Consider the following 25256-nt stretch of genomic DNA (forward strand, 5'->3'; position numbering starts at 1 on the left):
GCGTCCTAAGCGCCCGAAATGTCCGTTAACCCTTCGAATCATGAGAACAAGTCTGCTAAGAGGCTAGAATGTCCGTTAGCGAGTTGAAATATCCGACAGCGAGCGGCAGATGGCTAATCAGAGAATCGGTTGCCCCCAAAGAGGAGTCTGATAAGGAGAGGCAGGCAAACTTTTTTTGTGTCGATAATTCTTATCATTCAGGTAGTTTTATGTTACATTAGAATGAAATTATCGACGGAGGTACTGCTATGAAACCGGACTTGCGTACAGCTTGGGAGACAGGCGTTATCATAGGCGATGGTGCAATGGGCACCTATTTATATAAATTCGGATTTCCCGTCGGGATATCCTTCGAGGAGCTTAATCTCCTGCAGCCTGAGATCATAGGCAGTGTTCATCGTGAATATATTGCGGCTGGAGCAGGTTTGATCGAGACGAACAGCTTCTCTGCCAATTACTATAAACTGTCCAAGCTCGGCCTGGAGTCCCAGGTGGAAGAGATTAACCGTGCAGCGGTTCGCATCGCGCGTGAGGCTGCGGGAGAGCAGGTGTACGTGGCCGGAGCTGTCGGCTCGATTTTGGGCGGAAAACGGTTGAATGTGACCGATGGGGAACTGGCAAGGTATTATGAGCAGCAGATGTCAGCTCTGCTTACCGAGGGAACGGATGCCTTGCTGCTGGAGACCTTTTACGAGCTGGAGGAAATGCGGCTTGCTCTTCGCCTTGCCCGCAAGCTTACAGAGCGCCCGGTTATTTGCCAGTTTGGTGTGGATCAGCTTGGACGCACATTGGACGGATATACCATTGAGGAAGCGTTCCATATTCTGAATCAAGAAGGCGCGGATGTGCTGGGCTTCAATTGTCATTCCGGGCCTAACGGTATTATGTCGGTTATGTCACGGCTGGACGGTCCGCTGACGTTCCCGCTCTCGGTGTTTCCGAATGCGGGTTTGGCCGACTATGTCGATGGAGAATATATATATGGAGCATCTCCCGATTATTTCGGGGATTGTGCAGTTTCCTTTGCGGATCTGGGCGCCAGACTGATCGGCGGATGCTGCGGTACAACGCCGGAGCACATTGCGGCGACGGCTCGAGCCTTACGGGATTATAAAGCAACGCCGCTGACAGAGGGCAAGCCGCTTCCAAAGGTGAAGGAGCGTCTGGAGATAAGAGAACGCGCTGTCTCCAGCCGTGGTGAGACCACAAATGCTGCTCCCGCATGCAGCTGTGGGGAGGAGCATACAGAACGCAGCATTACCGAGCTGGTTAGCGAGCGACACACTATTATTGTAGAGCTGGACCCGCCGCGGGATCTGGACATCAGCAAATTCATGGAGGGAGCAGCCGCTCTTAAAGAGGCTGGGGTAGACGCACTTACCTTGGCGGATAATTCGCTTGCGGTAACCCGGATGAGCAATATGGCGCTTGGACATTTGATCAAAACCCAGATTGGACTGCGGCCGTTGATTCATATTGCCTGCCGCGACCGGAACCTGATCGGTACGCAATCCCATATGATGGGCTTCGACGCACTGGGCATCGACCATGTCCTTGCCGTTACGGGAGATCCAGCAAGATTCGGCGATTTGCCTGGTGCAAGCTCGGTTTACGATACTACCTCCTTTGAGATCATTCGTATGATCAAGCAATTAAATGAAGGGATTGCCTTCTCCGGCAAGCCGCTGAAGCAGAAAGCCCGCTTCGTGGTCGGTGCGGCGTTCAATCCGAATGTGAAGCATCTTCATAAAGCCGTTGAGCGGCTGGAGAAGAAGATTGCTTCCGGAGCGGATTATATTATGACCCAGCCGGTCTATGACCGCGAATTGATCGTTCGCATCAAGGAGGCGACGGCTCACCTGGATATCCCGATCTTTATCGGGATTATGCCGCTTGCCAGCGGCAAGAACGCCGAGTATTTGCACAATGAAGTGCCGGGCATTCAATTGTCCGAGGAAGTGCTGGACCGGATGCGAGGACTGCAAGGCGAAGAGGGCCGGGCGATGGGAGTGGAGATTGCCAAGGAACTGCTGGATACGGCTATGGACCATTTTAATGGGATCTACCTGATGACACCGTTCATGTTCTATGAGATGAATGTGGCATTAACGAAATATGTGCAGGAGCGCACGAAAGAGACGCCCTCCCCCTTGTCTCGTCTGTAATTATCAATTACAATAGGGTAACGGATGTGATGCCTATGTCGCACAGTATGACAGGATACGGCCATTCCGCCAGACGCTGCGGGGGCTATCTGATTCAGATCGAAGCCAAATCCGTGAACCACCGCTATTGCGAAGTGGTAGTGCGCATGCCCAGAGAATGGACATGTTACGAGGATGGTCTGAAACGCCTGGTGCAGCGTTATATTAAGCGAGGGCGGATAGATGTATATATTAACAAGGAGCAGGAGCAAGCTGGCACCCTGCCCTTTGTTCTGAATACCGGACTGGCGGAGTCGTACTTGCGGGCTGCTGAAGAGCTTCGGGAACGGTATGGTCTGGAGAGCTCCCTTAGTGCGAGCGAGTTGTTGTCTCTGCCGGACATATTGATCGCTCCGGACTGGTCAAGCCAGGAGGCAAGGGATGAAGAGCCCTGGGAGGCAACGCTGCTGGATGGCCTGGAAGAGGCCATGATCAATCTGGTTACGATGCGCAAGCAGGAGGGGGAGCATCTCCGGAAGGACTTGGAGGAACGTTTTAACCGTCTGGAGGAAATGCATGCGGAACTGACGGCTCTGGCTCCGGAGGTTGCATTGGAATATCGGGCCAAGCTTCGCGGACGGTTGAACGAGCTGCTGGATGGCGCCGTGGATGAGCATCGCTTCGCCATGGAGGTCGCAGTTTTTGCGGACCGATCCAACATTGATGAGGAACTGATCCGGCTTGCCAGCCATTTTGCCCAGTGCCGTGAATTGTTGGGTTCCACAGAGCCTGTCGGCAGAAAGCTGGATTTCTTGATTCAGGAAATGAACCGGGAGACGAATACGATTGGATCGAAAGCCAACCATTTGGCTCTGGTCAACCGTGTCGTAGAAATGAAAGCGGAACTGGAGAAAATCCGCGAGCAAGCGGCAAATCTCGAATAACGTTACATTGGACACAGTAGAGTCAATTAAAATAGGGGGAACACCTTCATATGGCGATTAAACTTATTAACATTGGCTTTGGAAATATCGTTTCCGCCAATCGAATCATTTCGATTGTGAGCCCGGAGTCTGCACCGATCAAGCGAATCATCCAGGAGGCGAGAGATCGCCACATGCTGATTGATGCTACCTACGGACGCCGCACCCGTGCAGTAATTATTACGGATAGCGACCATGTCATCTTGTCGGCCGTGCAGCCGGAGACGGTTGCTCACCGCCTGTCAGCCAAAGATGATGACAACGACGAATAAAATGGAGAGAAATATGGGTAAAGGATTACTTATCGTACTATCAGGTCCTTCGGGAGTGGGAAAAGGAACAGTCTGCAACGAGCTTCGCAGACGCCTGCCCGATCTTGTCTACTCCGTCTCGGCCACTACGCGGAACCCCCGTCTTGGCGAAGAGAATGGAGTGAACTATTTTTTTAAGAGCCGGGAGCAATTTGAAGAAATGATCGCTAACGATCAGCTTCTGGAATTTGCCGAATATGTCGGCAACTATTACGGAACCCCCCGCGATTTCGTCGAGGCAACGCTCCAGAGCGGCAAGGATATTATTCTGGAGATTGAGGTGCAGGGGGCGCTGAAGGTTAAGAGTAAATTTCCGGAGGGCATCTTTGTGTTCCTGCTGCCGCCGTCGCTCGATGAGCTGAAGGGCCGGATTGTAGGACGGGGAACGGAGAATCAGGCGACGATTGATCACCGGATGTCCGTTGCTGCTGACGAGATTGGATTGATGGAAAATTACGATTATGCAGTCGTTAATGACGAGATCGATCAGGCCTGTCACAGAATCCAGTCGATTATCGTAGCCGAACACTGCAAAATCAGGCCTAAGTGCGAAGAGATTGCTGCCCGGTAATATAGAGTCTAAAAGAAGAGGTGCTGAGTTCATGCTGTATCCATCGATTGATAAGATGCTGGAGAAGGTTGGTAGTAAGTATTCGCTGGTGGTGGCTGCTTCCCGTAGAGCCAGACAACTGCGTGAAGGCGAGAAGACCGAGCTGCAAACGCCTAAGTCCCACAAACAGGTCGGCGTTGCGCTTGAAGAAATCTATGGTGATCTCGTGGTGCTGAAGCAAGGCTCCCAGGTTGAGCCTGACGAAAATAAATAATACCAATCGGACCTCGTGGTCGCAAGATATCTTCAACAACCTCTCTATGACAGCCGCGAGGTTGTTATTTTTTTCTGCAGCGGGCATTCAGGCTCGTTCAGATAGAAAGCGGGGGATTTACGTTGCTTAACGGGAAGAAGATTTTGCTGGGCGTATCAGGTGGTATTGCCGCCTTCAAAGCGGCTGCATTGTGCAGCAAGCTGGTGCAGCAGGGAGCGGAGGTACGGGTTATAATGACCGAATCGGCTACCAAATTGATCACCGAGCTGACGATGCAGGCGCTGTCCAAAAACCCGGTTTATACCGATACTTTTGATGAAAAGCATCCAGCCGAGATATCCCATATCCAATTGGCCGACTGGGCCGACTTGGTGCTAATCGCTCCTGCAACCGCGAATATTATCGGCAAAATGGCGGCGGGGATTGCGGATGACATGCTGTCCACGACTCTGCTTGCGACGCAGTCACCGATCATGGTTGCTCCGGCGATGAATGTCCATATGTATTCTCATCCGGCGGTTCTGCGGAATATGAATGAACTGGCTTCCAGGGGGGTTATGTTCGTGGAGCCGGGTGAGGGGCTGCTTGCTTGCGGCTATGTCGGAAAGGGAAGGCTGGAGGAGCCGGAGCAAATTGTGAGCGTGGTAAAGAATTTCTTTGAACGCCGCAGTGCTCAGGCACAAGCTCCCTTGCGCGGGCACAAGGTAGTGATTACTGCCGGAGGCACGCTGGAGCGGATTGATCCGGTGCGTTATATTTCCAATGACTCCACCGGCAAAATGGGCTTTGCCCTTGCAAAGGCCGCGCAGCAGTTGGGGGCGGAGGTAGTGCTGATCGCAGCCAATACGGCCTTGCCTTCCCCGGCTGGCGTTCAGATGATTCGCCTGGAATCGGCACAGGAAATGTACGAGGCAGTCCAGGAGCACTGGAGCAATACCGGCATTCTGATCATGGCTGCAGCCGTGGCGGATTATCGGCCGAAGAAGGCTGCTGATCGAAAGATCAAGAAGGCCGGAGATACGCTGACATTGGAGCTGGTCAAGAATATCGATATTCTGGAAACCATGGGGCAACAGAAATCGTCCCAGTTTATGATCGGCTTTGCAGCCGAGACGGACGATCTGGAGCAGTATGCGATGGATAAGTTGAAGCGTAAAAATTGCGATCTTCTTATTGCCAACGATGTAACCCGTGAGGGGGCCGGCTTCGGTACAGATACGAATATCGTTCATATTTATGACCGGAACGGGCTTGTTGAGGCAATGCCGATGATGTCCAAGGATCAGCTTGGATTGTACATTCTTGAACTGGCCGCCAAGCGGCTGGAGGAGTATAAGTCATGACTTATACCGTGGCTAAAGTAATTGTTGACGTGCCGAGCCGGGAGACCGATCGGCCTTTTGATTATTTAATTCCGGAAAGCATGAGCCACTGGATCGAGGTAGGAAGCAGAGTTGGCGTTCCATTTGGGCGGAGGACGGTGCAAGGGTTTGTCGTCTCCCTTCACACGGAATCGGAAATGGATCCGAAGCGGATGAAAGCGATCCAGGAACTGCTGGACCTGACGCCGCCGCTGCCGCAGGATCTGGTGGAGCTTGCCTATTGGATGAGCGGAAAATATGCATGCAGCAAGATCGCGGTGCTTCAAGCGATGATTCCTACAGCATTAAAGGGCCGGGCGGAAGTAATGGTATCGGTGGCAGAGACCGCTGCTTCCGAAGCCGAGACTGTTAAAGCGGAGTCCGGTGTTAACGCCAGACAGGCACTGCTCTCTCTGTTAAGCGGCGAGGAACGGGAAATCATGGATTACGTTGCTTCGGCAGGACAGACAACGCTGGAGCATCTAAGCAAGCGTTATCCTGAGCGAGCGGCCGAGATCAAAGGCTTGATCGGACGCGGCCTGCTTACCGAAAGCCAGATGATCAAAGACAAGATCCGGAAGAAGACCGTGAAGACTGTAACAGCAGCTGTGACCGGAGAAGCGTCAGTAGCTGCCTTGGCGTCCTTCAGTACGCAGGCCCGCAGGCAAAAGGAAGTGCTGCAGTTCCTGGTGGAGGCAGGGATTACTCTGTCCTTGCAGGAGGTACTGTCCGAGCTGCGCGTTACCGCGGGAACTGTAAACAAGCTTGCTGAGAAAGGCTATGTCGTTATTGAGGACAGGGAGGTATTCCGCGATCCTTACGCAGGCCGTAAATTCAAGGGAACAGAAGCGCTGGAACGAACGCCGGAGCAAGAGCAGGTGTACCATAAGGTGAGCGAGGCGCTGGATGCCAGGGAGTATGGCGTATTCCTGTTGCACGGTGTAACCGGAAGCGGCAAGACCGAGGTGTACCTGCAGACGATCGAACGTTGTATTGCTCAGGATAGACAAGCTATCGTGCTTGTTCCGGAAATATCGCTCACACCGCAAATGGTGGAGCGCTTTAAGGGACGCTTTGGCGGCAAGGTGGCTGTAATGCACAGCCGCTTGTCTACAGGTGAACGCTATGATGAATGGCGTAAAATCAGGGAAGGGAGAGTACAGGTCGCGATCGGAGCGCGGTCCGCGATCTTTGCTCCTTTTTCCGAGCTTGGACTGATTGTGATTGATGAGGAGCATGAGACCTCCTATAAACAGGAGGAGACGCCGAAGTATCATGCCCGTGATGTGGCGGTTCGCCGTGCCAGACAGCATGGTGCCGCCGTTATTCTTGGCTCCGCTACGCCGTCGCTTGAGAGCTATTATGCAGCGCGCTCACAATCCGACGATCTGTTCGCCCCGTTGCTGCTGGAGATGAAGCAGCGGCCATCCGGAAGCAGACTGCCGGAGGTTCGGGTTGTCGATATGCGTGAAGAATTGAAGGATGGCAATCGCTCGATGTTCAGCCGGGCGCTGCATGCAGGGATTGCCTCCAGGCTTGAAAAGGGCGAGCAGACCGTACTGTTTCTGAACCGGAGAGGGCATTCTACCTTTGTGATGTGCCGTACCTGCGGCTATGTCGCCGGATGCCCGGAATGCGATATTTCGCTGACCTATCATCAGAAGTCGAACAATTTGCGTTGTCATTATTGCGGGTACGCAGCACCTGCGCCGGCCGTATGTCCGGAGTGCGGAAGCGAGCATATCCGGTATTTCGGAACGGGTACCCAACGGGTTGAGGCGGAGCTTGCCAAGCTATTCCCCGGGATACGGGTGATTCGAATGGATGTGGACACCACAACCGAGAAGGGCTCGCATGAACGCCTGCTCCAGACGTTTCGGGAGAAAAAGGGAGATGTGCTGCTCGGCACGCAGATGGTCGCCAAGGGGCTTGATTTTCCTGACGTGACTCTCGTGGGTGTAATCGCAGCCGATACAGCTCTTAATTTTCCTGATTTCCGCTCGGCAGAAAAGACGTTCCAGCTCCTGACCCAAGTAGCCGGACGCGCTGGCCGCCATCAGCTTCCGGGCGAAGTATTCATCCAGACCTATATGCCGGAGCATTATTCGATTGTCCATGCAAGCGGACATGATTATGCTTCGTATGTGCGCGAGGAGCTTAAGCATCGCAGGACGCTGCATTATCCGCCGTACAGCCGGCTTATTCTGGTGACGATGTCTCATGAGAAGCTGCCGCTGCTGCTGCGAATGGCGGAGAATTTCGCCGGGGACTTGCGCTTGAAGGCGCAGAGGCTTGGCTGGTTCGGCAGCCTCGATCGCCTTTCTGCGGAGGCGCTGGATATTCTGGGGCCGGTTGCTTCGCCGATTCCGCGCATCAAGAACCGCTACCGCTTCCAATGCATGGTGAAATACCGCGGTGACCTGGATGCAGTTGCGTTGGTGAAGGAGATGGCGGAGGCGATGCTGGGCCAGCTGAAGGATGCTTCGCTGCAAATCAGTATCGATGTGGATCCGCAAATGCTGATGTAATCATAAATATATATATAACATGAGCGATTTATATAAGTTGAACTAATTAAAACGTATTAGAGCATAAGTGTGAAGTGTACTGAAGAAGCAGAGCGTTCGCCTTTGTGAGTGGAATTCTACCCTGAAATGGTTTGATTCATTCAAGAAATCCGCGAACAACAGCGATCGTAAGTACACTTCACACGTTGCCCCAGCACGTATAACCATTATTCAACTTATAACTTATCGAGAAAGATGGTGACCTAAATGGCAGTCAGAAAAATAGTGCTTGAGCCGAATGAAGTGCTGCACCAGGTAGCGGAAAAGGTAGACCGGGTTACACCAAGGGTGAAGAAGCTGCTTACCGATATGGCCGATACCATGTATGAGGCGGATGGAGTCGGGCTGGCCGCCCCGCAAATCGGTGTATTGAAACGGCTGATTGTGGTTGATGTGGGGGACGATCATGGGCTGATTGAGTTGATTAATCCGGAAGTGGTCTCCGCAGAGGGCGAGCAATTCGGACCGGAAGGCTGTCTCAGCATCCCGGGCTTTCGCGGGGATGTCCGACGTGCACAGACGGTGACCGTCAAAGGCCTGGACCGCAATGGCAAAAGAGTGACCTACACGGGTACGGATCTGCTTGCCAGAGCATTTTTACACGAGATTGACCATTTGAACGGGGTATTGTATACCTCGCTTGCTGAACGTGTCTACGAAATTACGGACCAGGAGGAAGAGAACGAAGAGGAGGCGGAAGCGTGAGCCAGACACCTTCATCAATAAGCATTTTATTTATGGGAACCCCTGCCTTCGCAGTTCCGTCTCTGGAGGCGCTCATCTCCACCGGCTACAAGATCGTCGGGGTAGTCACCCAGCCTGACCGCCCGCAAGGGCGGAAGAAGGTGCTTACGCCGACTCCGGTCAAGGAAGCGGCTCTGCGTCATGGCCTCCCGGTATTGCAGCCGCAGCGGCTTCGCGCTCCGGAAGCGGTAGCGGAGGTGGCTGCACTGGCGCCGGATTTGATCGTGACAGCGGCTTATGGTCAGATTTTGCCCAAGTCGGTGCTGGATTTGCCGCGATTCGGCTGTCTGAACGTACACGGCTCGCTGCTGCCCAAATATCGCGGAGGGGCGCCGATCCAGCGCGCTATTATCAACGGCGAGAAGGAAACGGGCATTACGCTGATGTATATGGCGGAGGGCCTGGACACGGGCGATATGATCGCAAGAGCTGTTGTCCCGATCGAAGACGAGGATACCTCGGGCATGCTGTTTGAGAAGCTGAGCGAAGCCGGGGCTAAGCTGTTGGTGGAGCAGCTGCCATCCATTTTGGCAGGAACGTCTGACCGCATTCCGCAAAATGACGAGGAATCAACCTATGCGTCCAACTTGACGCGTGAGGATGAGCGAATTGACTGGTCAGCCAGTTCGCGTGCCATTTATGATCGCGTACGGGGGTTGGTTCCCTTTGCCGGTGGATTTACGACCTGGAACGGCGAGGTGTTCAAGATCTGGGCGGTTGCCAAGCCTGATGCAGAATACGGGAACGCGGAAGGGACAGTTGCCGGTAATGGTGGCGGGCAAGCTCCGGGTACCGTGCTAAGCCTCTCACCGCAAGGCATTGAAGTGAAAACAGGGGACGGCTCGGTATGGCTGACACGGGTTCAGCCTGCCGGCAAGAAGGCGATGGAAGCGGAAGAGTTCATCCGCGGCGGGGTTATGAAGCCAGGGACGGTTCTATCATGAGCAGCGGCGGGCGCAGTCCGGCCAAATCCACGTCCCGAAGTGTAGCGCTGCAGGTGCTGACCGCCGTAGAACAGGAAGGGGCATACAGCAACTTGCTGCTCAATGGGGCGTTGCAGAAATCCGGCCTTTCCGGGCCTGATGCGGGGCTAGCTACAGAACTGGTATATGGGACAATTCAGCGGCTTAACACGATTGATTTCTTGCTGGAGCCGTTTGTGACCAAGGGGATGGGGAAGTTGGCCCCCTGGGTCCGCAATTTGCTGCGGATGAGCTTCTATCAGCTTTATTATCTTGATCGTATTCCCCCGCACGCCGTAGTCAACGAGGCGGTGAACCTGGCGAAGAAGCGAGGCCATCAAGGTATCTCGGGTATGGTTAACGGAGTGCTCCGCAACGTACTCCGCCGTAAGGAGGAGTTGAAGCTGCCGGAGGGACTTCGCCCTGTTCAGCGCATCGCCCTGGAGCATTCTCACCCGGAATGGCTGGTGGCACGCTTACTGGAGCAGTATGGCGAACAAACGGCGGAGGCGATTTGCCGGGCCAATAACGAGCCGCCTTCGATCAGTATTCGCGTGAACCGGGCGAAGACAAGCCGGGAAGACATGCTGCGATTGCTAAAGGAACAAGGGCTGTCGGCCGCTCCATCCAAGCTTTCCCAAGACGGAATCGTAGTGGAGGGCGGAGGGGGCAACATGGCCCTTACTCCCTGGTATCGGGAGGGTTTGATTTCTGTACAGGACGAAAGCTCTATGCTGGTAGCCGAAGCGCTAGATCCGGAGCCAGGCATGTCCGTGCTGGATTGCTGCGCAGCTCCTGGAGGGAAAACCTGTCATATCGCCGAGATCATGCAGGGCAGCGGCCTGGTGCTGGCCAACGACATCCATCCGCATAAGGCGAAGCTAGTCGAGGATCAAGCGAACCGTCTGGGTCTGACCAATATCGATATTTCGACGGGAGACGCTTCGAAGCTGGGTGAGCGCTTGGAGCAGAATTCCTTTGACCGCATCTTATTGGATGCCCCTTGCTCCGGACTCGGTGTGATTCGCCGCAAGCCGGACTTGAAATGGGCCAAGACGGCTGGCGATATTGCGGAAATTGCCGGCATTCAACGTACGTTGCTCGACACGGCTGGAGACTTGCTTAAACCGGGCGGCCTGCTGGTCTACAGCACCTGTACGATTGAGCCGCGTGAAAATGTGGAGATGGTGAGTAACTTTTTAAGCCGCCATCCAGAGTTCGAATTGGCTGCAGACAAGCCGTCAGCCTGGGAGACTGAGCCAATGGCTGCGGCATCGGCGCGTGGGAGCATCGGCTTGCAAATCCTGCCTCAGGATGCTCATTCCGACGGTTTCTATATCGCACGGTTACGCAAGAAGCATGATCAAGCGTGACGATAACAGAGTAGCGAATAAGCCGCCACAATTCTAAAGCAAGGAAAACAGGGCCAGGCCTCTGCCGTTTTAGGGAGGCCTGGCTTTTTCTTGTGGCCGGTATTCGGTGAAAATAATGAGGCTGCACTACCCTTAAATTATCCCACCGCTAACTTGCATTGCAAAGTAGTATGTGTTACACTTCACTTATTATCTAACTTGTAATGCAATATAGTGTGCTTTTGCGCCAAGGTATCTTGCATTGCAATATAGAGAAAGGGGAATCGGAAGTTGGATAGTCAGAGCCAGATGCTGAAAGGGCTGCTTGAGGGCTGCATGCTTGCTATTATTTCAGAAAAGGAAGTATACGGGTATGAATTAAGTGAGAAGCTGCATGAAGCAGGATTGGTCATGGTCAAGGAAGGCAGTATTTATCCGTTGCTGCTGCGTATGCAGAAAAATGGGCTGATCGAGGGCACCATGAAGCCTTCGGCAAGTGGACCAGACCGCAAGTACTATCATCTTACTAAGCAAGGAGAACAGGCCTTGCAACTGTTTGACGAAAGCTGGGCCCAGTTGTCCCAGGCCATCACTTATTTAAGGAGGAAACGCGATGAACACAACTGAAATGATTAAACGCAACAATGAACGACGTGAACTTCTGAATAAAGAAAACCTGAAGGTGTATGAAGACGCCATGATATACATTCGATTAAATGCCCGCTCTGAGTATGCAACGGAAAGCATCTTGCTGGAGCTATTGGAACATCTGATTGAAGCTCAGCAGCATGGAAAATCCGCACAGGATGTTTTCGGCGACGATCTGCATGCCTATTGCGATGCCTTAATTGCCGACATTCCCCGGCAAAGCAAGCAGTCCTGGCTGCTGGATATATTGAGATACACAACCCTTTTGTTTTCAACTCTTTTTGCGGTCTATACAGTTGTTCAACTGCTCTCTTATTTCATTCCTTCGCTCAAAACGGAAAGCATTAGCTTGCTGCCCTTTGTGGTCATTATTGGCCTATCAGGGATTACCATCCTTGTTGTTCTATACGCCCTTAAAGCTTCCATATTTGGCACCAAAACCTGGTTTATTCTTGGCATAGGAGTCTATCTCATAGCGATTGGCGGGTATGTCTATTCAACCATTTTGTTCAAGGGCATCTGGACTGTTCCAATTAATTTCTGGTCCTGCCTTGCCGTCACGATAGTTATGTTCCTCCTGCACCAGTGGTTCAAGAGGCTCTCCAACAAAGCCGATTTGAAGCTCTCCCGTAATTGACATCTGTGGATTGTGGATAGGGACAATATAATTATGCTGCTATGTAAAATAGAGCGAGCCAGAAAGTCAGTTCTTACAGACTTCTGGCTCGCTCTATTTTCTGATAGCATGCTCAAGGAAGGGATAACAGCTGCGGCTTCCTCGCTGTCTCCTGCAGGGAATGTTGTGCGGGTAGGGGGGATATGGCTCTATCCTCCTGGTATAAGGACGGGCTATTATCCGTGCAGGATGAGAGCTCGATGCTAGTTGGTGGAGCGGTAACGCCTGAGCCGGGAATGAAGGTGCTTGATTGCTGTGCCGCTCCCGGCGGGAAAACTATGATCATGATTTCGTCGAGCCTCGGCGGACGACTCTGGATTCCAGATAAATTGTCTCATTATGTCTGGCAGGCTGCTCAATCCGCGTCAGCAGGCATTCGACGACTCTCGTCCCGAGCTCATATGGATAGGTATGAACCGTTGTAAGCGGAGGGGAAAAAATCTCTGCATTTGCAACGTCGTCAAATCCGGTTACCTCGATCTGCTCAGGCACCGTGCGGCCAAGCTCCTTGAGTGCCCGGATTACGGTAATTCCGATGTCGTCATTGGTGCACACAAAGGCAGTTGGCAGAGCCTTCAAGCTTTGCAGCTGCTTCTTCATCCATTCCACCGATAGATAGGGATTGTTATCCTCCAAGGTAATGTTGTAATCGGAGCGTGGTTCCAAGCGATAATCCCAAATGGCGCGATTGAATCCGACCCATCTTTCATGGAAGCTTCTGCAGTGGTTATAGTCTCCGATAAAACCGAGCTCTGTGTGTCCTTTTTCCAATAAGGAACAGGTCAATGAATAGACGGCATATTCACTCTCCATCAAAATGACATCGTAGTGATAGTCCGCGTAGACAGTATTCGGGATGAAATCGATAAAAACCGTCGGGATTTCCGTGTCCAGAATCGTCTGGATATAATCCCGGTCAAAGATTTCGATACAGACGATGCCATCCACATTAAATTGATTGATATTGGCCGGGAGCGTATTTGAGCGAATATCCTCAGGCTTGACCAGGGTGAGGATCAGATTGTATCCCTGTGTGCTTAAACGGGTCTCCATTCCCTTGATCGTCTCGGAGTAGAAGCTGATAGCATTGATGTCCCCCCTCGTTAACAGGGCGATGTTGCCTATTTTTATAGGGGATATTTGCGAAAAATTTTTATATTTCAGTTCCGCCGCTTTTTGCAGCACCTTCTCCCGAGTCTGTTCCGGGATCTGCGGGTGGTTGTTCAGCGCCTTGGATACCGTATTCCTGGACAATCCCAGCGCGTCGGCGATATGTTGGATGGTAATCTTCTCTGCCATTCGTAAACTCCTTCTTGGCCTTTGCCCATTGTTCTAACATTCATAATAACTCAAAATTGTGCATTTGTAAAATTAAGTGTAAACAAAAAAGCGAAATTCATTCATGTGATAACGATAGTTTTGAAGAGGTAGGTTGTAATGCTCTGATACATATTATAAATGGTATTCCAGTGTATGGAAAGACCTTGGCCATGGCGGGAGAATAACTAAATTAAATAGTTATGACACTCAAACAAACGCTCATTTTAAAAAGGAAGATATAGGCCGAAATATAAAAAATTTAAGTAGCCAGGTAATTGACACCCTATAATGAAAGCGCTATACTGCACTTATGTTAATTATTTTGTTTGTATTTGTAATCTAATATGTAAACAAAATAATTGATTTATACACAAATTTGCACAATTAAGAAGAACTTGCAGTGCGGGGGTTGACCGAATGAAGAAATGGATATTGGGCATTACGGGATGCGCTGTGTTGGCGTTATTGCTGGCTCTTCTCAGCGTACTGTCTTTTAAGGAGGAGGAGCTTCCGCCACCATCGGCGGCAGCGTATTCCGATGTGGAAAGACAATTGGAAGATGGAATCGCAGTTTCGGCGAGCCTAAGCACAACGCAGAAGGAACAGCCTTCTTCCCTGATCGGGGAATGGAAAGGGCGAAGCGATGTTTTGAAATGGGGGGAAGGAGATACGGCAGCTTGGGAGATCGAAGTCCCTGCCGAAGGGGAATACGAAGTATCGCTTGGATATTACCCGCTCGAAGGCAACGGCATGGACATCGAATTTTCGCTTCAGGTCGATGGACAGCCGCTGAATGATTTGGTGCCGTTTACCCTCAACCGGGCCTGGAGAGATGCTTCCACGCCCATGAGAAAGACGGACGGAAATGATCTTCGTCCGAGACAGATTGAGCAGGGAATGTGGATGGAGACCAAGCTGCAGGAGCCAGGCGAACTGAGTAGCGGCACTTTGAAACTAAGCCTGTCTTCGGGAAAGCACCGGTTTGAGCTTAAAAATTCAAGGGAAGCCGCCATGCTCGATTATCTGAGGCTTGACCTTTACCGAAAGCCGGCCGATTACAAGTCCTATGCTGCAAATAAACAAGAGCTTGGTAAGAAGGCCTCGCCGGAGGGCTTCGTCTATAAAGTTCAAGCCGAGAACGCTTATCTCAAATCTGCGGCAGGCATTTTTCCAACTGTGGATCGATCCAGTCCGTTATCGGAGCCGTACAATCCGGTCCATATCCGGATCAACACGATCGGCGGCAGCAATTGGGAGGTCGCAGGACAATGGATCAGCTGGCAGCTGGAGGTTCCGGAGGACGGCTGGTACAAGATCGGCATGAGATACAAGCAAAATGAAGTGAAGGGTGCATTCGTATCCAGGAAAATCATGATCGACGATGCTGTTCCTTTTGCCGAGATGGAAAAGGTGCGCTTTCTCTATAATACCTCCTGGAGCGTGAGCGAACTGGGAAATAGCGGTGAGGAGCCTTATCTGTTCTATCTGACGAAGGGGCTTCACGATTTGAAAATGGAAGTCACTTTGGGTGACATGGCTTTGCCGCTTCAATCGGTACAGGACATCGTGTTCGATCTCAATCAGATGTACCGGAAGATTGTGATGATTACCGGTGTTACGCCGGATGCTTACCGGGACTATGACCTCGACAAGAGCGTTCCCGAGCTAATTCCTGAATTTGAACGCCTGTCGCTACAGTTGAAGGATACGGCACAGCAGCTTGATCAATTGGCCGGGCAGCAAAATCCCGGTTCATCCACCTTCCGGATGGTCGCGTATCAGTTGGACAGCTTCATCGAGCGTCCCGATACGCTGCCGAAGCGGCTGGACGCCTTCAAGTCCAATATTACGGGTCTGGCCGATTGGGTCATGACAATAAAAAATCAGCCGCTTGAGCTGGACTATCTGTATCTTGCTTCTTCGGAAGTAAAGAAGCCGCAGGGCGATGCCAATGTGTTTCAAACGGCGCTTCATGAGCTCCGGACCTTCACGGGCTCATTTTTGCAGAACTATGATTCCATCAGCGCGGATCAAGGAGAAACGAACGGCAAAGAGCCCCTGGACATCTGGGTCGGTCTCGGCCGTGACCAGGCTTATGTGTTGAACCGGATGATCGAGGAATCATTCACGCCGGAGACGGGAATTCGCGTCAATCTGAACATTGTGAAGGACGCGCTCGTCAAAGCGGTGATGGCCGGCGTAGGACCGGACATCAACCTGTTTACTAACCGGGGAGATACGATGAACCTGGCGATCCGCGGCGCCCTGGAACCGCTCGACGAATACGAAGGCTTCGATGAGCTCGTTCCGCAGTATATGGATTCCGCATTTGTGCCTTATCAATACCGGGGCCATACGTTTGCGATTCCCGATGAACAAGTCTTCTTTATGATGTTTACCCGGGATGATGTGCTCTCGGATCTCGGATTGAGCGCTCCGAGCACCTGGGATGATCTGATGAAGATCGCGCCGGTGCTGCAGAACAACAATCTTCAGATCGGCTTGCCGTATGAAAGCCTGGATGCCTACGGGCTGCTGAATCAGGGCATGGGGCTCCTGAATCTGTACCCGACCTTGCTGATGCAGTACGACAGCGGCGTGTATAACGAGGAGCATACCGCGACGCGGTTCCATGAGCAATCGGCTTATCAGGCGTTCAAGCAATGGACGGACTTTTACAACTTATATGACTATCCGCTCTACAAGAACGATCTTAACCGTTTTTGGTCGGGTGAAATGCCGATTGTCATTACTAGCTACAAAATGTATAACACGCTGACCTCCGCGGCGCCGGAAATCGACGGCACCTGGACCATGCGGCCGATTCCTGGCGTATTGCAGCGGGACGGCGAGATCAATCATGCCAGCGCGGCGAACGGAACCGCAGGCATTATATTGAAGAGCGCCGAACACAAGGACGATGCCTGGACTTTTATGGAGTGGTGGAACGCTCCGGAGATCCAGAGCCAGTTCGTGAAGGAGCTGGAGAACGAGCTGGGGGTTCTCGGACGCCGTACTCCTGCCAATATTGAAGCCTTCGCAACCACCGTCTGGAGCCGGTCGGAGCAAGAGGTGCTCATGAACCAGTGGAAGCAGGTGCAGGAGGTTCCGGAGCTGCCGGGTGGCTACTATACCTCGCGGAATATTGACAACGCCTTCCGCGGCGTTGTGTTCCAGTGGGAAAATCCGCGCGAAGCGCTCTACTATTGGAACAAGCAAATTAATGAAGAAATTACCCGCAAGCGGTATGAATTCGGGGTGAAACCATGAACACGGGATGGACGGGAAAACTGAAAAAACATAAGGAAAGCTATTTGCTGATGATGCCGTATCTGATCTTCTTCATCTTGTTCACGATCCTGCCGGTCATTCTCTCATTCGTGTTCAGCTTCACTTATTACAACATGATCGAGCCACCGCGATTCATCGGCTGGTATAACTATATCCGGCTGTTCTTGGATGACGACATCTTTATTACGGCGTTGAAAAATACGATGCTCTTTGCCTTTATCACCGGCCCGATCAGCTATGCACTCAGCTTCCTGGTGGCCTGGATGATCAATGACTTGTCCAGGACACTTCGCTCGATCGCTACAGTCGTCTTTTATATTCCAGCTATCGTCGGCGCTTCTGTGTATCCGATGTGGCGGCTTATTTTCAGCTCTGATGCTTACGGATATTTGAACGGCTTTCTGATGAAGCTGGGGATCATTTCCGATCCCATCGCCTGGCTGGTCGACAAGAAATATGTTCTGATCATTCTGATTCTGGTCCAGCTATGGATGAGTCTCGGGATCAGCTTCCTGGCGTTTGTGGCGGGTCTGCAGACGATCGACAGAAGCTTGTATGAAGCGGGCGTCATGGACGGGATTAAAAACCGATTCCAGGAGCTCTGGTACATTACCTTGCCTTCGATGGTGCCGCAGCTGGTGTTCGGCGCAGTGATGCAGATTGTCACTTCATTCAGTGTAGCCGAAGTATCGATTGAGTTAGCCGGTTTTCCGAGTACGGAATACGCAGGGGAGACGATGGTGACGCACATTATGGACTACGGAACTATTCGTTACGAGATGGGATACGCCTCTACGATGGCCGTGGTGCTCTTCATCATGATGGTCGCGACAAACCGGATCGTCAATAAGCTCCTGAACAAAGTCGGATTATGACCGGAGGGGGGAAAACTATGTTCAAAATACAGAAAAAGAAATCCGGAGCGAAAGCAAGAAGATCGCTCGGCGGCAATATTGTCATCTTCGGGTTTATCGCCCTGCTTGGTATCTTCTCTGCATTTCCTTTCATCTTTGCAATTGTGACTTCGCTCAAACCGCTTGATGAGCTGCTGCAGTTTCCGCCAAAGCTGATCGTTCAGAGACCTACGCTGGATAACTTCGAAGGGTTGTTCCAGCTCGCTTCAAATATGTGGGTACCGCTATCCCGGTATGTGTTTAATACACTGATGATCGCTGTGCTGGGGACGCTGTTTCATGTGCTGTTTGCTTCGATGGCGGCCTATCCGCTTGCCAAGCACAAGTTTCCAGGAAAGGGCATTATTTTTTCCGTTATTTTAATGGCGCTAATGTTTGTGCCGCAGGTTACGTTTATTCCCCAGTTTATTTTGATGGCGAATTTGAAGCTGGTGAATACTTACGGAGCGCTGATTCTTCCATGGATCGGAGCCTCCCTCGGCCTGTTTCTAATGAAGCAGTTTATCGAGCAGCTGCCTGACGCCATTCTGGAGGCCGCCCGGATTGACGGGGCAAGCGAATATCGGACCTTCTTCAAAATGGTGCTTCCGAACGCGCTTCCTGCAGTCATGACGGTCATCATTTTTCAATTTATCAACCTGTGGAACTATGCCCCGAAGGAGCTGATCTACAGCGAGTCCCTGAAAGTGTTCAAAATGGCGCTCGATCAGATTGTAAGCAGCGACCCGATCGCCAGAATGGGCGTCGGTGCCGCCGCTTCCGTCATTCTGATGATTCCGCCAATGATTATATTCGTCTTGCTCCAGCGCAAGGTCGTCGAGACGATGACCTTTGCCGGAATCAAGTGACAGGAGGAGCTATGAAGAACCGACTTATTGCTTTGACTGCCGTTCTCCTGGCACTGCTCTCTCTGGGCTCAGCTTCAACCGTCTATGCCGAAGCGCCGTACCGGGCTTATGTATATAACGAATGGGACCAGTCGAAGGCTGCTCCGAACAGCTATTTGCCTGACAAGGTATATACGGGCATCGATATGGGAGCCGGTCAGTTGGTCGAGCCGCAGGATTTGTTCGTGACTTCCGGCAACCAGATATATCTGGCCGATACGGGAAATAACCGGATCATTGTCCTGGACGAGAAGCTGAAGTTATTGCGGGTAATCGACAAGCTAAAGCTGAACGGGCAAGAGACCGCTTTGAATCAACCGACAGGCCTGTATGTGGATGCAAGCGGCGTTCTGTACGTGGCGGACAAAGGGAACGGACGCGTGCTCCGCATTCAGGGTGATTATACTGTGGATCTGGTCATCAAGGAGCTGGATCATCCGCTCATTCCCGACAGCTTCGTATTCAAGCCGGTCAAGGTGGCGGCAGACAGCGCCGGCAGAATCTACGTGCTGTCCGAAGGCCAATATTACGGCTTGATGCAATTCGATATGAACGGAGGGTTCACCAGCTATTACGGCAGCAACAAGGTAGAAGTGACTCCGGCCGTCGTTCTCGAAGCGTTCTGGAAAAGCATTTTGTCCAAGGAACAGCGGGAGTCGATGGTAAAGCTGCTGCCGATCGAATACTCCAATCTCGATATCGGCACGAATGATTTCGTCTACACGTCGACGATTGTATCGAAGAACTCCGCGGAACAGATCAAGAAGCTGAACCCCCTCGGCAACAATGTCCTCAAGGGACAGAAGGGAGCCGTCCGGTTCGGGGATCGGGAGTACACCATGAAGCAGAACGTCAAGGTCGATACCTCCTTCGTAGATGTTGCCATTGATGGCGACGGCTTTATTGCGGCGCTTGACCGTACGAGAGGACATGTCTTCGAATATGATCAGGAAGGCAACCAGACGGCGGTATTCGGCGCACTGGGCAATCAGGCAGGAACCTTCCTGCAGCCGGCGGCGGTAGCCTACCAGAATGGTGATATTCTCGTGCTGGACACCGGTAAAAAGAACGTTACCCGCTTTACATTAAGCGAATACGGGCAACTGGTGCGGGAAGCAACGGTGCTGTACAGCCAGGGGCTGTATGAGGAAGCGGCCGGGCTGTGGGAACAGGTATCCAAGTCTAACCGCAACAGCAATGTCGCCCACGTCGGCATTGCCAAGGCATTGGAGAAGGAAGAGCAGTATGGTTCCGCGATGAAGAGATACATGCTTGGCGCAGAGCATGCTGGCTACTCCGATGCCTTCGCGCAGGTTCGGATTCAGACGGTGCGGGAATACCTGCCTGTCCTCATGACGGTGCTGGCTCTGCTAGCTGTTATATACTACGCGCTTAAATGGGCCAGAATCAGAACCGCGAAGAAGAGAAAGGGGGCGAGAGGGTGATAGCTTCTATGCTGCAAGGGAAAATCAATCCGCTGCGTTGTCTGCTCCATCCTTTTGAGGCTTATTATTCGGTCAAGGACGAACGCAAAGGCTCTATGATTGCCGCGTCACTGATCGTTCTGCTCTTCTTCTTCTCGGCTCTGCTGCAACGGCAAAATACGGGCTTCATTTTCAATTACGCCGATTTATCCGCTTTGAACATCTGGCTCATTGCTACCAAGACGCTGGTGCTGTATGTGCTGTGGGTGACCTGCAACTGGGCGGTGGCTACCTGGATGGACGGAGAGGGAAAAGCGGTTGAAATCGTCATTATCAGCGCTTATTCGCTGCTTCCTTATGTGTTCGCTTCGATCATCTCAACCATGTTAAGCAATGTGCTGCTTCAGGAGGAAGGGGCGTTTCTGCACTACTTCGCCGTGATCGGAATTTTATGGAGCGCGGTGCTGATGATCATCGGCATGATGATTATCCATGATTACGGCTTCGTCAAGACGCTTCAATCCCTGCTGATGACCTTTATCGCCATGGGAATCGTCGTTTTTCTCGTGATTTTGTTCTACACGCTGTTTCATCAACTATACGTATTTTTTTACACCATTTATAACGAATTGTTGTTCCGCTTGTAGACGGATCACGCAGAGAAAGGAGGAACATGCATGAAGAAATATGCTTGGGTGGGAGCGATTTTGGCCTTGATCGTCGTAATGACTTCGGTCGCGCCGATCTATGGCGAACCTGCAGCCGGGCTGGAGAGCGAGGCTCCTGATCACAGCAAGGACGGAGCCAAGACATTAAGCGGAGAAGTGAAGGCCGGATTTGAACGCGTTGCCGAAAACGAATATCTTGCGCTCGACTTCAATCCGGAAACCGCAGAAATAATAGTCACGGAGCTGAAGAGCGGCGGGATCTGGCAGAGCAATCCGGAAGGCCGCGAGGAGGACCCAGTGGCCAAGGGGAGCAAAAAGATGGATCTGCAGTCCCAGCTCCTGCTGGATTATGTCGATCCTCAGTCCAAACCGTTCCAATTGAACAATTATACCGGAAGCATCAAAGACAAAACCTTTGAATGGAGCAAGGGAAAAGACGGAATAGATGTCACCTTTCAATTTCCGAAAGCGGGAATCACGATTCCGGTGCGTTATTCGATTCAGGAGGATGCCTTTTCCGCAACGATCCTGACAGAGGGCATTCTCCAGGAAGATAAGTTCCGGTTGGTGAATATCAGCCTGCTGCCTTTCTTCGGTGCCGGCGGTCCGGAGGATGAAGGATATATGTTCATTCCCGACGGGAGCGGCGCGCTGATTCATCTGAATAATCGCAAGAGTCATTATAAGTCTTACAACGAGAGGGTATTCGGCGGAGACCAGGCTCTGACGGTTACAGGGCAGACTGCCGTGAAGCAGGATATCAAGCTGCCGGTCTACGGATTGAAAAGCAATGACAATGCCTTTCTCGCCGTGATTCACCAAGGCGCTTATCAGGCCGGGATCGCAGCCGAGGTCGGCGGAAAGAGCAACCAGTACAACAATATATACAGTTATCTGAATGTGATGGAATCCGAGACGAACTTGATCATGGAAGGCACGCTCAATGAAAAGCAGGTGCTGAGAACCTCGGAGACGCTGATCGGCAATATTCCCTACGAGGTAAAGTACTACTTCCTGTATGGGGAGGATGCGGATTATGCCGGCATGGCTCATCGTTACCGTCAATATCTCATGGAGGAGCAAGGTATGGGGCTAGAAAAGGCGGTATCTTCGGAGCATGTCCCATTATTGATTGATTTTATAGGCGGGATCAAGAAACGGAAGACCTTCCTGGGAATTCCTTATAACAGCGTCGAGACGCTAACCTCGTACAAGGATGTAACGGAGGCTGCCTCAGAACTGCAGGAGAAGGGCGTGACGAACCTGTTCATTCGCTACGAAGGCTGGATGGCCGACGGTCTGCTCGGCAAGGTTCCGACAAAGGTCAAGCCGGAGTCCAATCTGGGCGGAACCAGAGGCTGGCGGGAAATGATCCGGGATTTGAAGGATGCCGATGTGGCATTCTATCCCGCCATGGATCCGGTGCATTTCTTCAAGGGCGGAAACGGGTTCAATAAGTTTTCTGATGTGACCAAGGGGATCAGCCGGGCGCCGGTGCTTCAATATGATTACCGCCTCAGTGACGGGGCGAAAAACCCGGAACGCAAGCCTTGGTATCTTCTGAAGCCCGAAACGGTGCTTGAAGCACTGGGCCGGTTCACGAAAATGGCCGCCGAGAACGATTTGCAGGGAATCGCTGTTCAGGGCATTGGCAGCATGGTCTATTCGGATTTCCGAAAGGGCTCCCTGTCCAAAAATGAAACCGGTCAAATCTGGGAAGACAGCTTGGAGCAGGCACAGAGCCATGTCGGCGGTTTGATGTTCGATCACGCCAGCGCCTATACCTTCCCTTATGCCGAGGCGATCAGTGATGTTCCATTGTATACCAGCGGATTCGATGTCGAGGATGAGAGCGTTCCGTTCTACAGCATCGCGATCAGCGGATTGATCCCGGCATTCAGCGAGCCAATCAACCTGTCCGGTGATCCCAGCAGCTACTTGCTGAAGCTGATCGAGACGGGAACGTACCCGGCTTACCGACTCATCGCGAGCGACGGGGAATTGCTTGAGGGGACGCCGCTTGATTCGTTGTACAGCGCCGAATTCGGCTTGTGGTCCGAGGAGCTTTCCCGTCAATACGGCGTTATTAACGAAGCGCTTGACCAAGTAGCCGGCAAAGCCATCATGGAGCATGAGAAGCTGGACGAAGGGGTGTTCCGTACGACTTATGACGGGGGAACGAAGATTATCGTGAATTATAACGATGAACCTGTCCAGGCCGGCGGTAAGCTTGTCCAGGCCAAGAGCTGGCTGGTTGAACAGGAGGAACGGTCATGATCCGAAGATTTAAGACGATTCCATATGAACGCAAGAAGCAGCTGTACGGTTTTTTGTTCGTACTTCCTTGGATATTGGGCTTCATTCTGTTTTTTGCCAGGCCGATGCTCGTTTCCATGATATATTCGTTTCAAAATCTGGAGATGACGCCACAAGGACTAAAAGGGACTTATATCGGACTCGAAAATTTCAAATATGCCCTATTTAAAGATCCGTCCTTTATCCGGGAAGGCGTAAACTCGCTAGTGAACATGATTTACAGCGTGCCTCTAATTCTTGTGTACAGCCTGTTCGTTGCCGTACTGCTCAAGAATAAATTTCGCGGCAGAGGGCTAATGCGGGCGATCTCCTTCCTTCCGGTAATCATCGCCTCGGGCGTATTGATGCAGATTTTGAAGGAGGATGTGTTCTCTCAAGGCATGCGCGGAGGCGTAGAGAGCGTCTACTTATTCTCCGGCGGCGGCCTTAACGGGATTTTGACTGAGCTTGGCTTCGGCCAGCAGTTGATAGACATTTTTAACAATGTAATTGCCAGAATATTTGATTTGACTTGGCGCTCGGGGGTTCAGGTCCTGCTGTTCCTGGCCGGACTCCACGCCATACCGGATTACCTGTATGAAGCCTCCTCGCTGGAAGGCGCGCGTAAATGGGAGCAGTTCTGGAAGATCACGCTTCCAATGCTGACGCCGATGATGCTGCTGAATATCGTCTACACGATCATCGATTCGTTTACGGACTACGGAAACAGCGTCATTCTGATGATCTATAATGCAGCGTTTTCCCAGGTTCGCTTCGGCTACAGCAGTGCGATGGCCTGGCTGTATTGCTTGGCAATCGCAGTCTTGCTCGGTCTCGTATTCCTGTTCCTGAAGAAGCGAATTGTCTACATGCAGGATTGATCCGGAAAGGGGAGACACAGTATGAGTGAAATCATTCGCAACAAATTCTCCAAGAAGACAAAGGCAACGCTGATCTCGATTCTGCGGTTTGTCGTATTTGCTACCTTGGGCTATCAACTGCTCTATCCGCTGCTATACATGCTCAGCATGGCCTTACGGGCACCGGCCGATGCGCTTGATCCGAGTGTGATCTGGATTCCAAAGACTTTTACTCTTGATAATTTCCTTGATGCGCTCCGGGTGATGGATTTCTGGGGGGCGTTCAAGAACAGCATGCTGATCGGCCTGGGCTGCGGCATTCTGGACGTATTATCCTGTGCTTTTGTCGCCTACGGGTTTGCAAGATTTAAATTTTTCGGTTCAAATGTGCTGTTCGTCCTCGTCATTTTGACGCTGGTCGTGCCCGTGCAGACGATTATTTTGCCGATGTACGCCGATATGAAGTACTTTGATGCCTTTGGTCTGATGAACGTAGTCTCTGCCATTACCGGCGGTCCAGACCATATCAGTCTGGTGGGCAACTATGCATCCTTTTACCTGCCTTCGCTATTCGCGCTGGGTCTGCGTTCCGGCCTGTATATCTTTATCTTCCGGCAATTTTTCAAGGGGATGCCTGCGGAGCTTGAGGATGCGGCTTACATCGATGGTGCAGGACCGTTCAAAACCTTTTTTCGGGTCATGTTCCCGAACGCCAAAAATTCGATCATCACGGTATTCCTGTTCTCCTTCGTGTGGCATTGGAACGAATACTATATGTCGAACCTGTTCCTGGGCAACATGAAGAAGAATTTCGCCATTGCGCTTTCCTCGCTGCGTGTAGATTTGCAGGCCGTGGTCAACGTGCAGACGATTAGTGATCCATTGGCCGTAGTCACACGGATTCAGGCCGGAGCGCTGTTGTCGATCCTGCCGCTCCTGATCCTGTATCTGCTGACACAGCGCTATTTCACGGAGTCGATCGAGCATGTGGGGATCAAATAGCAGCTTCTATATCGAAACCTGCA

The 25256-nt window shown here is 51.9% G+C and carries 21 protein-coding genes and 1 pseudogene; 21 read left to right on the top strand and 1 reads right to left on the bottom strand.

Annotated elements, in window-relative coordinates; translation table 11 throughout:
* The first annotated feature begins 248 nt into the window (after positions 1-248).
* From KI362_RS02365 to KI362_RS02425, 13 genes and pseudogenes are all read left to right on the top strand, one after another.
* Positions 249-2165 carry a bifunctional homocysteine S-methyltransferase/methylenetetrahydrofolate reductase gene (locus KI362_RS02365; RefSeq protein ID WP_301624556.1) on the top strand — a complete coding sequence of 639 codons (1917 nt, stop codon included), beginning with the start codon at positions 249-251 and terminating at the stop codon, positions 2163-2165.
* Between the two features lie 35 nt (positions 2166-2200).
* The gene (locus KI362_RS02370) at positions 2201-3088 is read left to right on the top strand and encodes a YicC/YloC family endoribonuclease (protein ID WP_044479182.1); all 888 of its coding nucleotides are present in this window, start codon (positions 2201-2203) and stop codon (positions 3086-3088) included.
* Positions 3089-3138: 50 nt separating this feature from the next.
* Positions 3139-3399 (top strand): extracellular matrix/biofilm regulator RemA, encoded by a 261-nt coding sequence (gene remA / locus KI362_RS02375; protein ID WP_044479181.1) that lies wholly within the window; start codon positions 3139-3141, stop codon positions 3397-3399.
* A 13-nt stretch (positions 3400-3412) separates the two neighbouring features.
* Entirely contained in the window at positions 3413-4009 is a 597-nt protein-coding gene (gene gmk, locus KI362_RS02380; protein WP_044479180.1) for a guanylate kinase, read from the top strand.
* 31 nt (positions 4010-4040) lie between these two features.
* Positions 4041-4262 (top strand): DNA-directed RNA polymerase subunit omega, encoded by a 222-nt coding sequence (rpoZ, locus tag KI362_RS02385; RefSeq protein WP_044479179.1) that lies wholly within the window; start codon positions 4041-4043, stop codon positions 4260-4262.
* Positions 4263-4384: 122 nt separating this feature from the next.
* Positions 4385-5605: a bifunctional phosphopantothenoylcysteine decarboxylase/phosphopantothenate--cysteine ligase CoaBC gene (coaBC, locus tag KI362_RS02390; RefSeq protein ID WP_301624557.1), complete on the top strand. Its 1221-nt coding sequence runs from the start codon at positions 4385-4387 to the stop codon at positions 5603-5605.
* Positions 5602-8151 carry a primosomal protein N' gene (gene priA / locus KI362_RS02395; RefSeq protein ID WP_301624559.1) on the top strand — a complete coding sequence of 850 codons (2550 nt, stop codon included), beginning with the start codon at positions 5602-5604 and terminating at the stop codon, positions 8149-8151. The genes coaBC and priA overlap by 4 nt, the downstream gene beginning before the upstream one ends.
* Before the next feature lie 246 nt (positions 8152-8397).
* The gene (gene def / locus KI362_RS02400) at positions 8398-8895 is read left to right on the top strand and encodes a peptide deformylase (RefSeq protein ID WP_301624561.1); all 498 of its coding nucleotides are present in this window, start codon (positions 8398-8400) and stop codon (positions 8893-8895) included.
* Positions 8896-8927: 32 nt separating this feature from the next.
* Positions 8928-9878 (top strand): methionyl-tRNA formyltransferase, encoded by a 951-nt coding sequence (gene fmt, locus KI362_RS02405; RefSeq protein WP_301624653.1) that lies wholly within the window; start codon positions 8928-8930, stop codon positions 9876-9878.
* Positions 9875-11269, top strand: coding sequence for a 16S rRNA (cytosine(967)-C(5))-methyltransferase RsmB (gene rsmB, locus KI362_RS02410; protein ID WP_301624654.1), 1395 nt, complete (start codon positions 9875-9877; stop codon positions 11267-11269). Before fmt ends, rsmB begins: the two co-directional genes overlap by 4 nt.
* Positions 11270-11557: 288 nt before the next feature.
* Positions 11558-11875 (top strand): PadR family transcriptional regulator, encoded by a 318-nt coding sequence (locus tag KI362_RS02415; RefSeq protein ID WP_212941142.1) that lies wholly within the window; start codon positions 11558-11560, stop codon positions 11873-11875.
* Positions 11862-12533, top strand: coding sequence for a DUF1048 domain-containing protein (locus KI362_RS02420; RefSeq protein WP_301624564.1), 672 nt, complete (start codon positions 11862-11864; stop codon positions 12531-12533). Before KI362_RS02415 ends, KI362_RS02420 begins: the two co-directional genes overlap by 14 nt.
* Before the next feature lie 102 nt (positions 12534-12635).
* Positions 12636-12859 (top strand): annotated as a pseudogene (locus KI362_RS02425) (16S rRNA (cytosine(967)-C(5))-methyltransferase RsmB); the annotation flags it as partial.
* Here the strand turns inward: KI362_RS02425 and KI362_RS02430 are convergent.
* Complete coding sequence (locus tag KI362_RS02430; RefSeq protein WP_301624565.1) at positions 12855-13871, bottom strand: LacI family DNA-binding transcriptional regulator; 1017 nt, start codon at positions 13869-13871, stop codon at positions 12855-12857. The pseudogene KI362_RS02425 and the gene KI362_RS02430 sit on opposite strands and share 5 nt — an antisense overlap.
* A gap of 438 nt (positions 13872-14309) precedes the next feature.
* Between KI362_RS02430 and KI362_RS02435 the strand changes: the two genes are divergently transcribed.
* Genes KI362_RS02435 through KI362_RS02470 form a run of 8 tightly spaced genes read left to right on the top strand, consistent with a single transcriptional unit; the run spans position 14310 to position 25233 of the window.
* Positions 14310-17162 (top strand): extracellular solute-binding protein, encoded by a 2853-nt coding sequence (locus tag KI362_RS02435; RefSeq protein ID WP_301624567.1) that lies wholly within the window; start codon positions 14310-14312, stop codon positions 17160-17162.
* Entirely contained in the window at positions 17159-18058 is a 900-nt protein-coding gene (locus KI362_RS02440; protein ID WP_301624569.1) for a carbohydrate ABC transporter permease, read from the top strand. Before KI362_RS02435 ends, KI362_RS02440 begins: the two co-directional genes overlap by 4 nt.
* 17 nt (positions 18059-18075) lie before the next feature.
* Entirely contained in the window at positions 18076-18945 is an 870-nt protein-coding gene (locus KI362_RS02445) for a carbohydrate ABC transporter permease (RefSeq protein WP_301624570.1), read from the top strand.
* An 11-nt stretch (positions 18946-18956) separates the two neighbouring features.
* Complete coding sequence (locus tag KI362_RS02450; RefSeq protein ID WP_301624572.1) at positions 18957-20429, top strand: NHL repeat-containing protein; 1473 nt, start codon at positions 18957-18959, stop codon at positions 20427-20429.
* Complete coding sequence (locus tag KI362_RS02455; protein WP_301624573.1) at positions 20426-21055, top strand: Yip1 family protein; 630 nt, start codon at positions 20426-20428, stop codon at positions 21053-21055. Before KI362_RS02450 ends, KI362_RS02455 begins: the two co-directional genes overlap by 4 nt.
* Positions 21056-21085: 30 nt before the next feature.
* On the top strand, positions 21086-23353 hold the full coding sequence (locus KI362_RS02460) for a DUF5696 domain-containing protein (protein WP_301624575.1): 2268 nt from the start codon (positions 21086-21088) through the stop codon (positions 23351-23353).
* Positions 23350-24252 carry a carbohydrate ABC transporter permease gene (locus KI362_RS02465; RefSeq protein WP_301624577.1) on the top strand — a complete coding sequence of 301 codons (903 nt, stop codon included), beginning with the start codon at positions 23350-23352 and terminating at the stop codon, positions 24250-24252. Before KI362_RS02460 ends, KI362_RS02465 begins: the two co-directional genes overlap by 4 nt.
* Positions 24253-24273: 21 nt before the next feature.
* Positions 24274-25233, top strand: coding sequence for a carbohydrate ABC transporter permease (locus tag KI362_RS02470; protein ID WP_301624578.1), 960 nt, complete (start codon positions 24274-24276; stop codon positions 25231-25233).
* Positions 25234-25256: the final 23 nt, after the last annotated feature.

It is taken from the genome of Paenibacillus apis (assembly GCF_018333295.1).
Lineage (GTDB): Bacteria > Bacillota > Bacilli > Paenibacillales > Paenibacillaceae > Fontibacillus > Fontibacillus antibioticophila.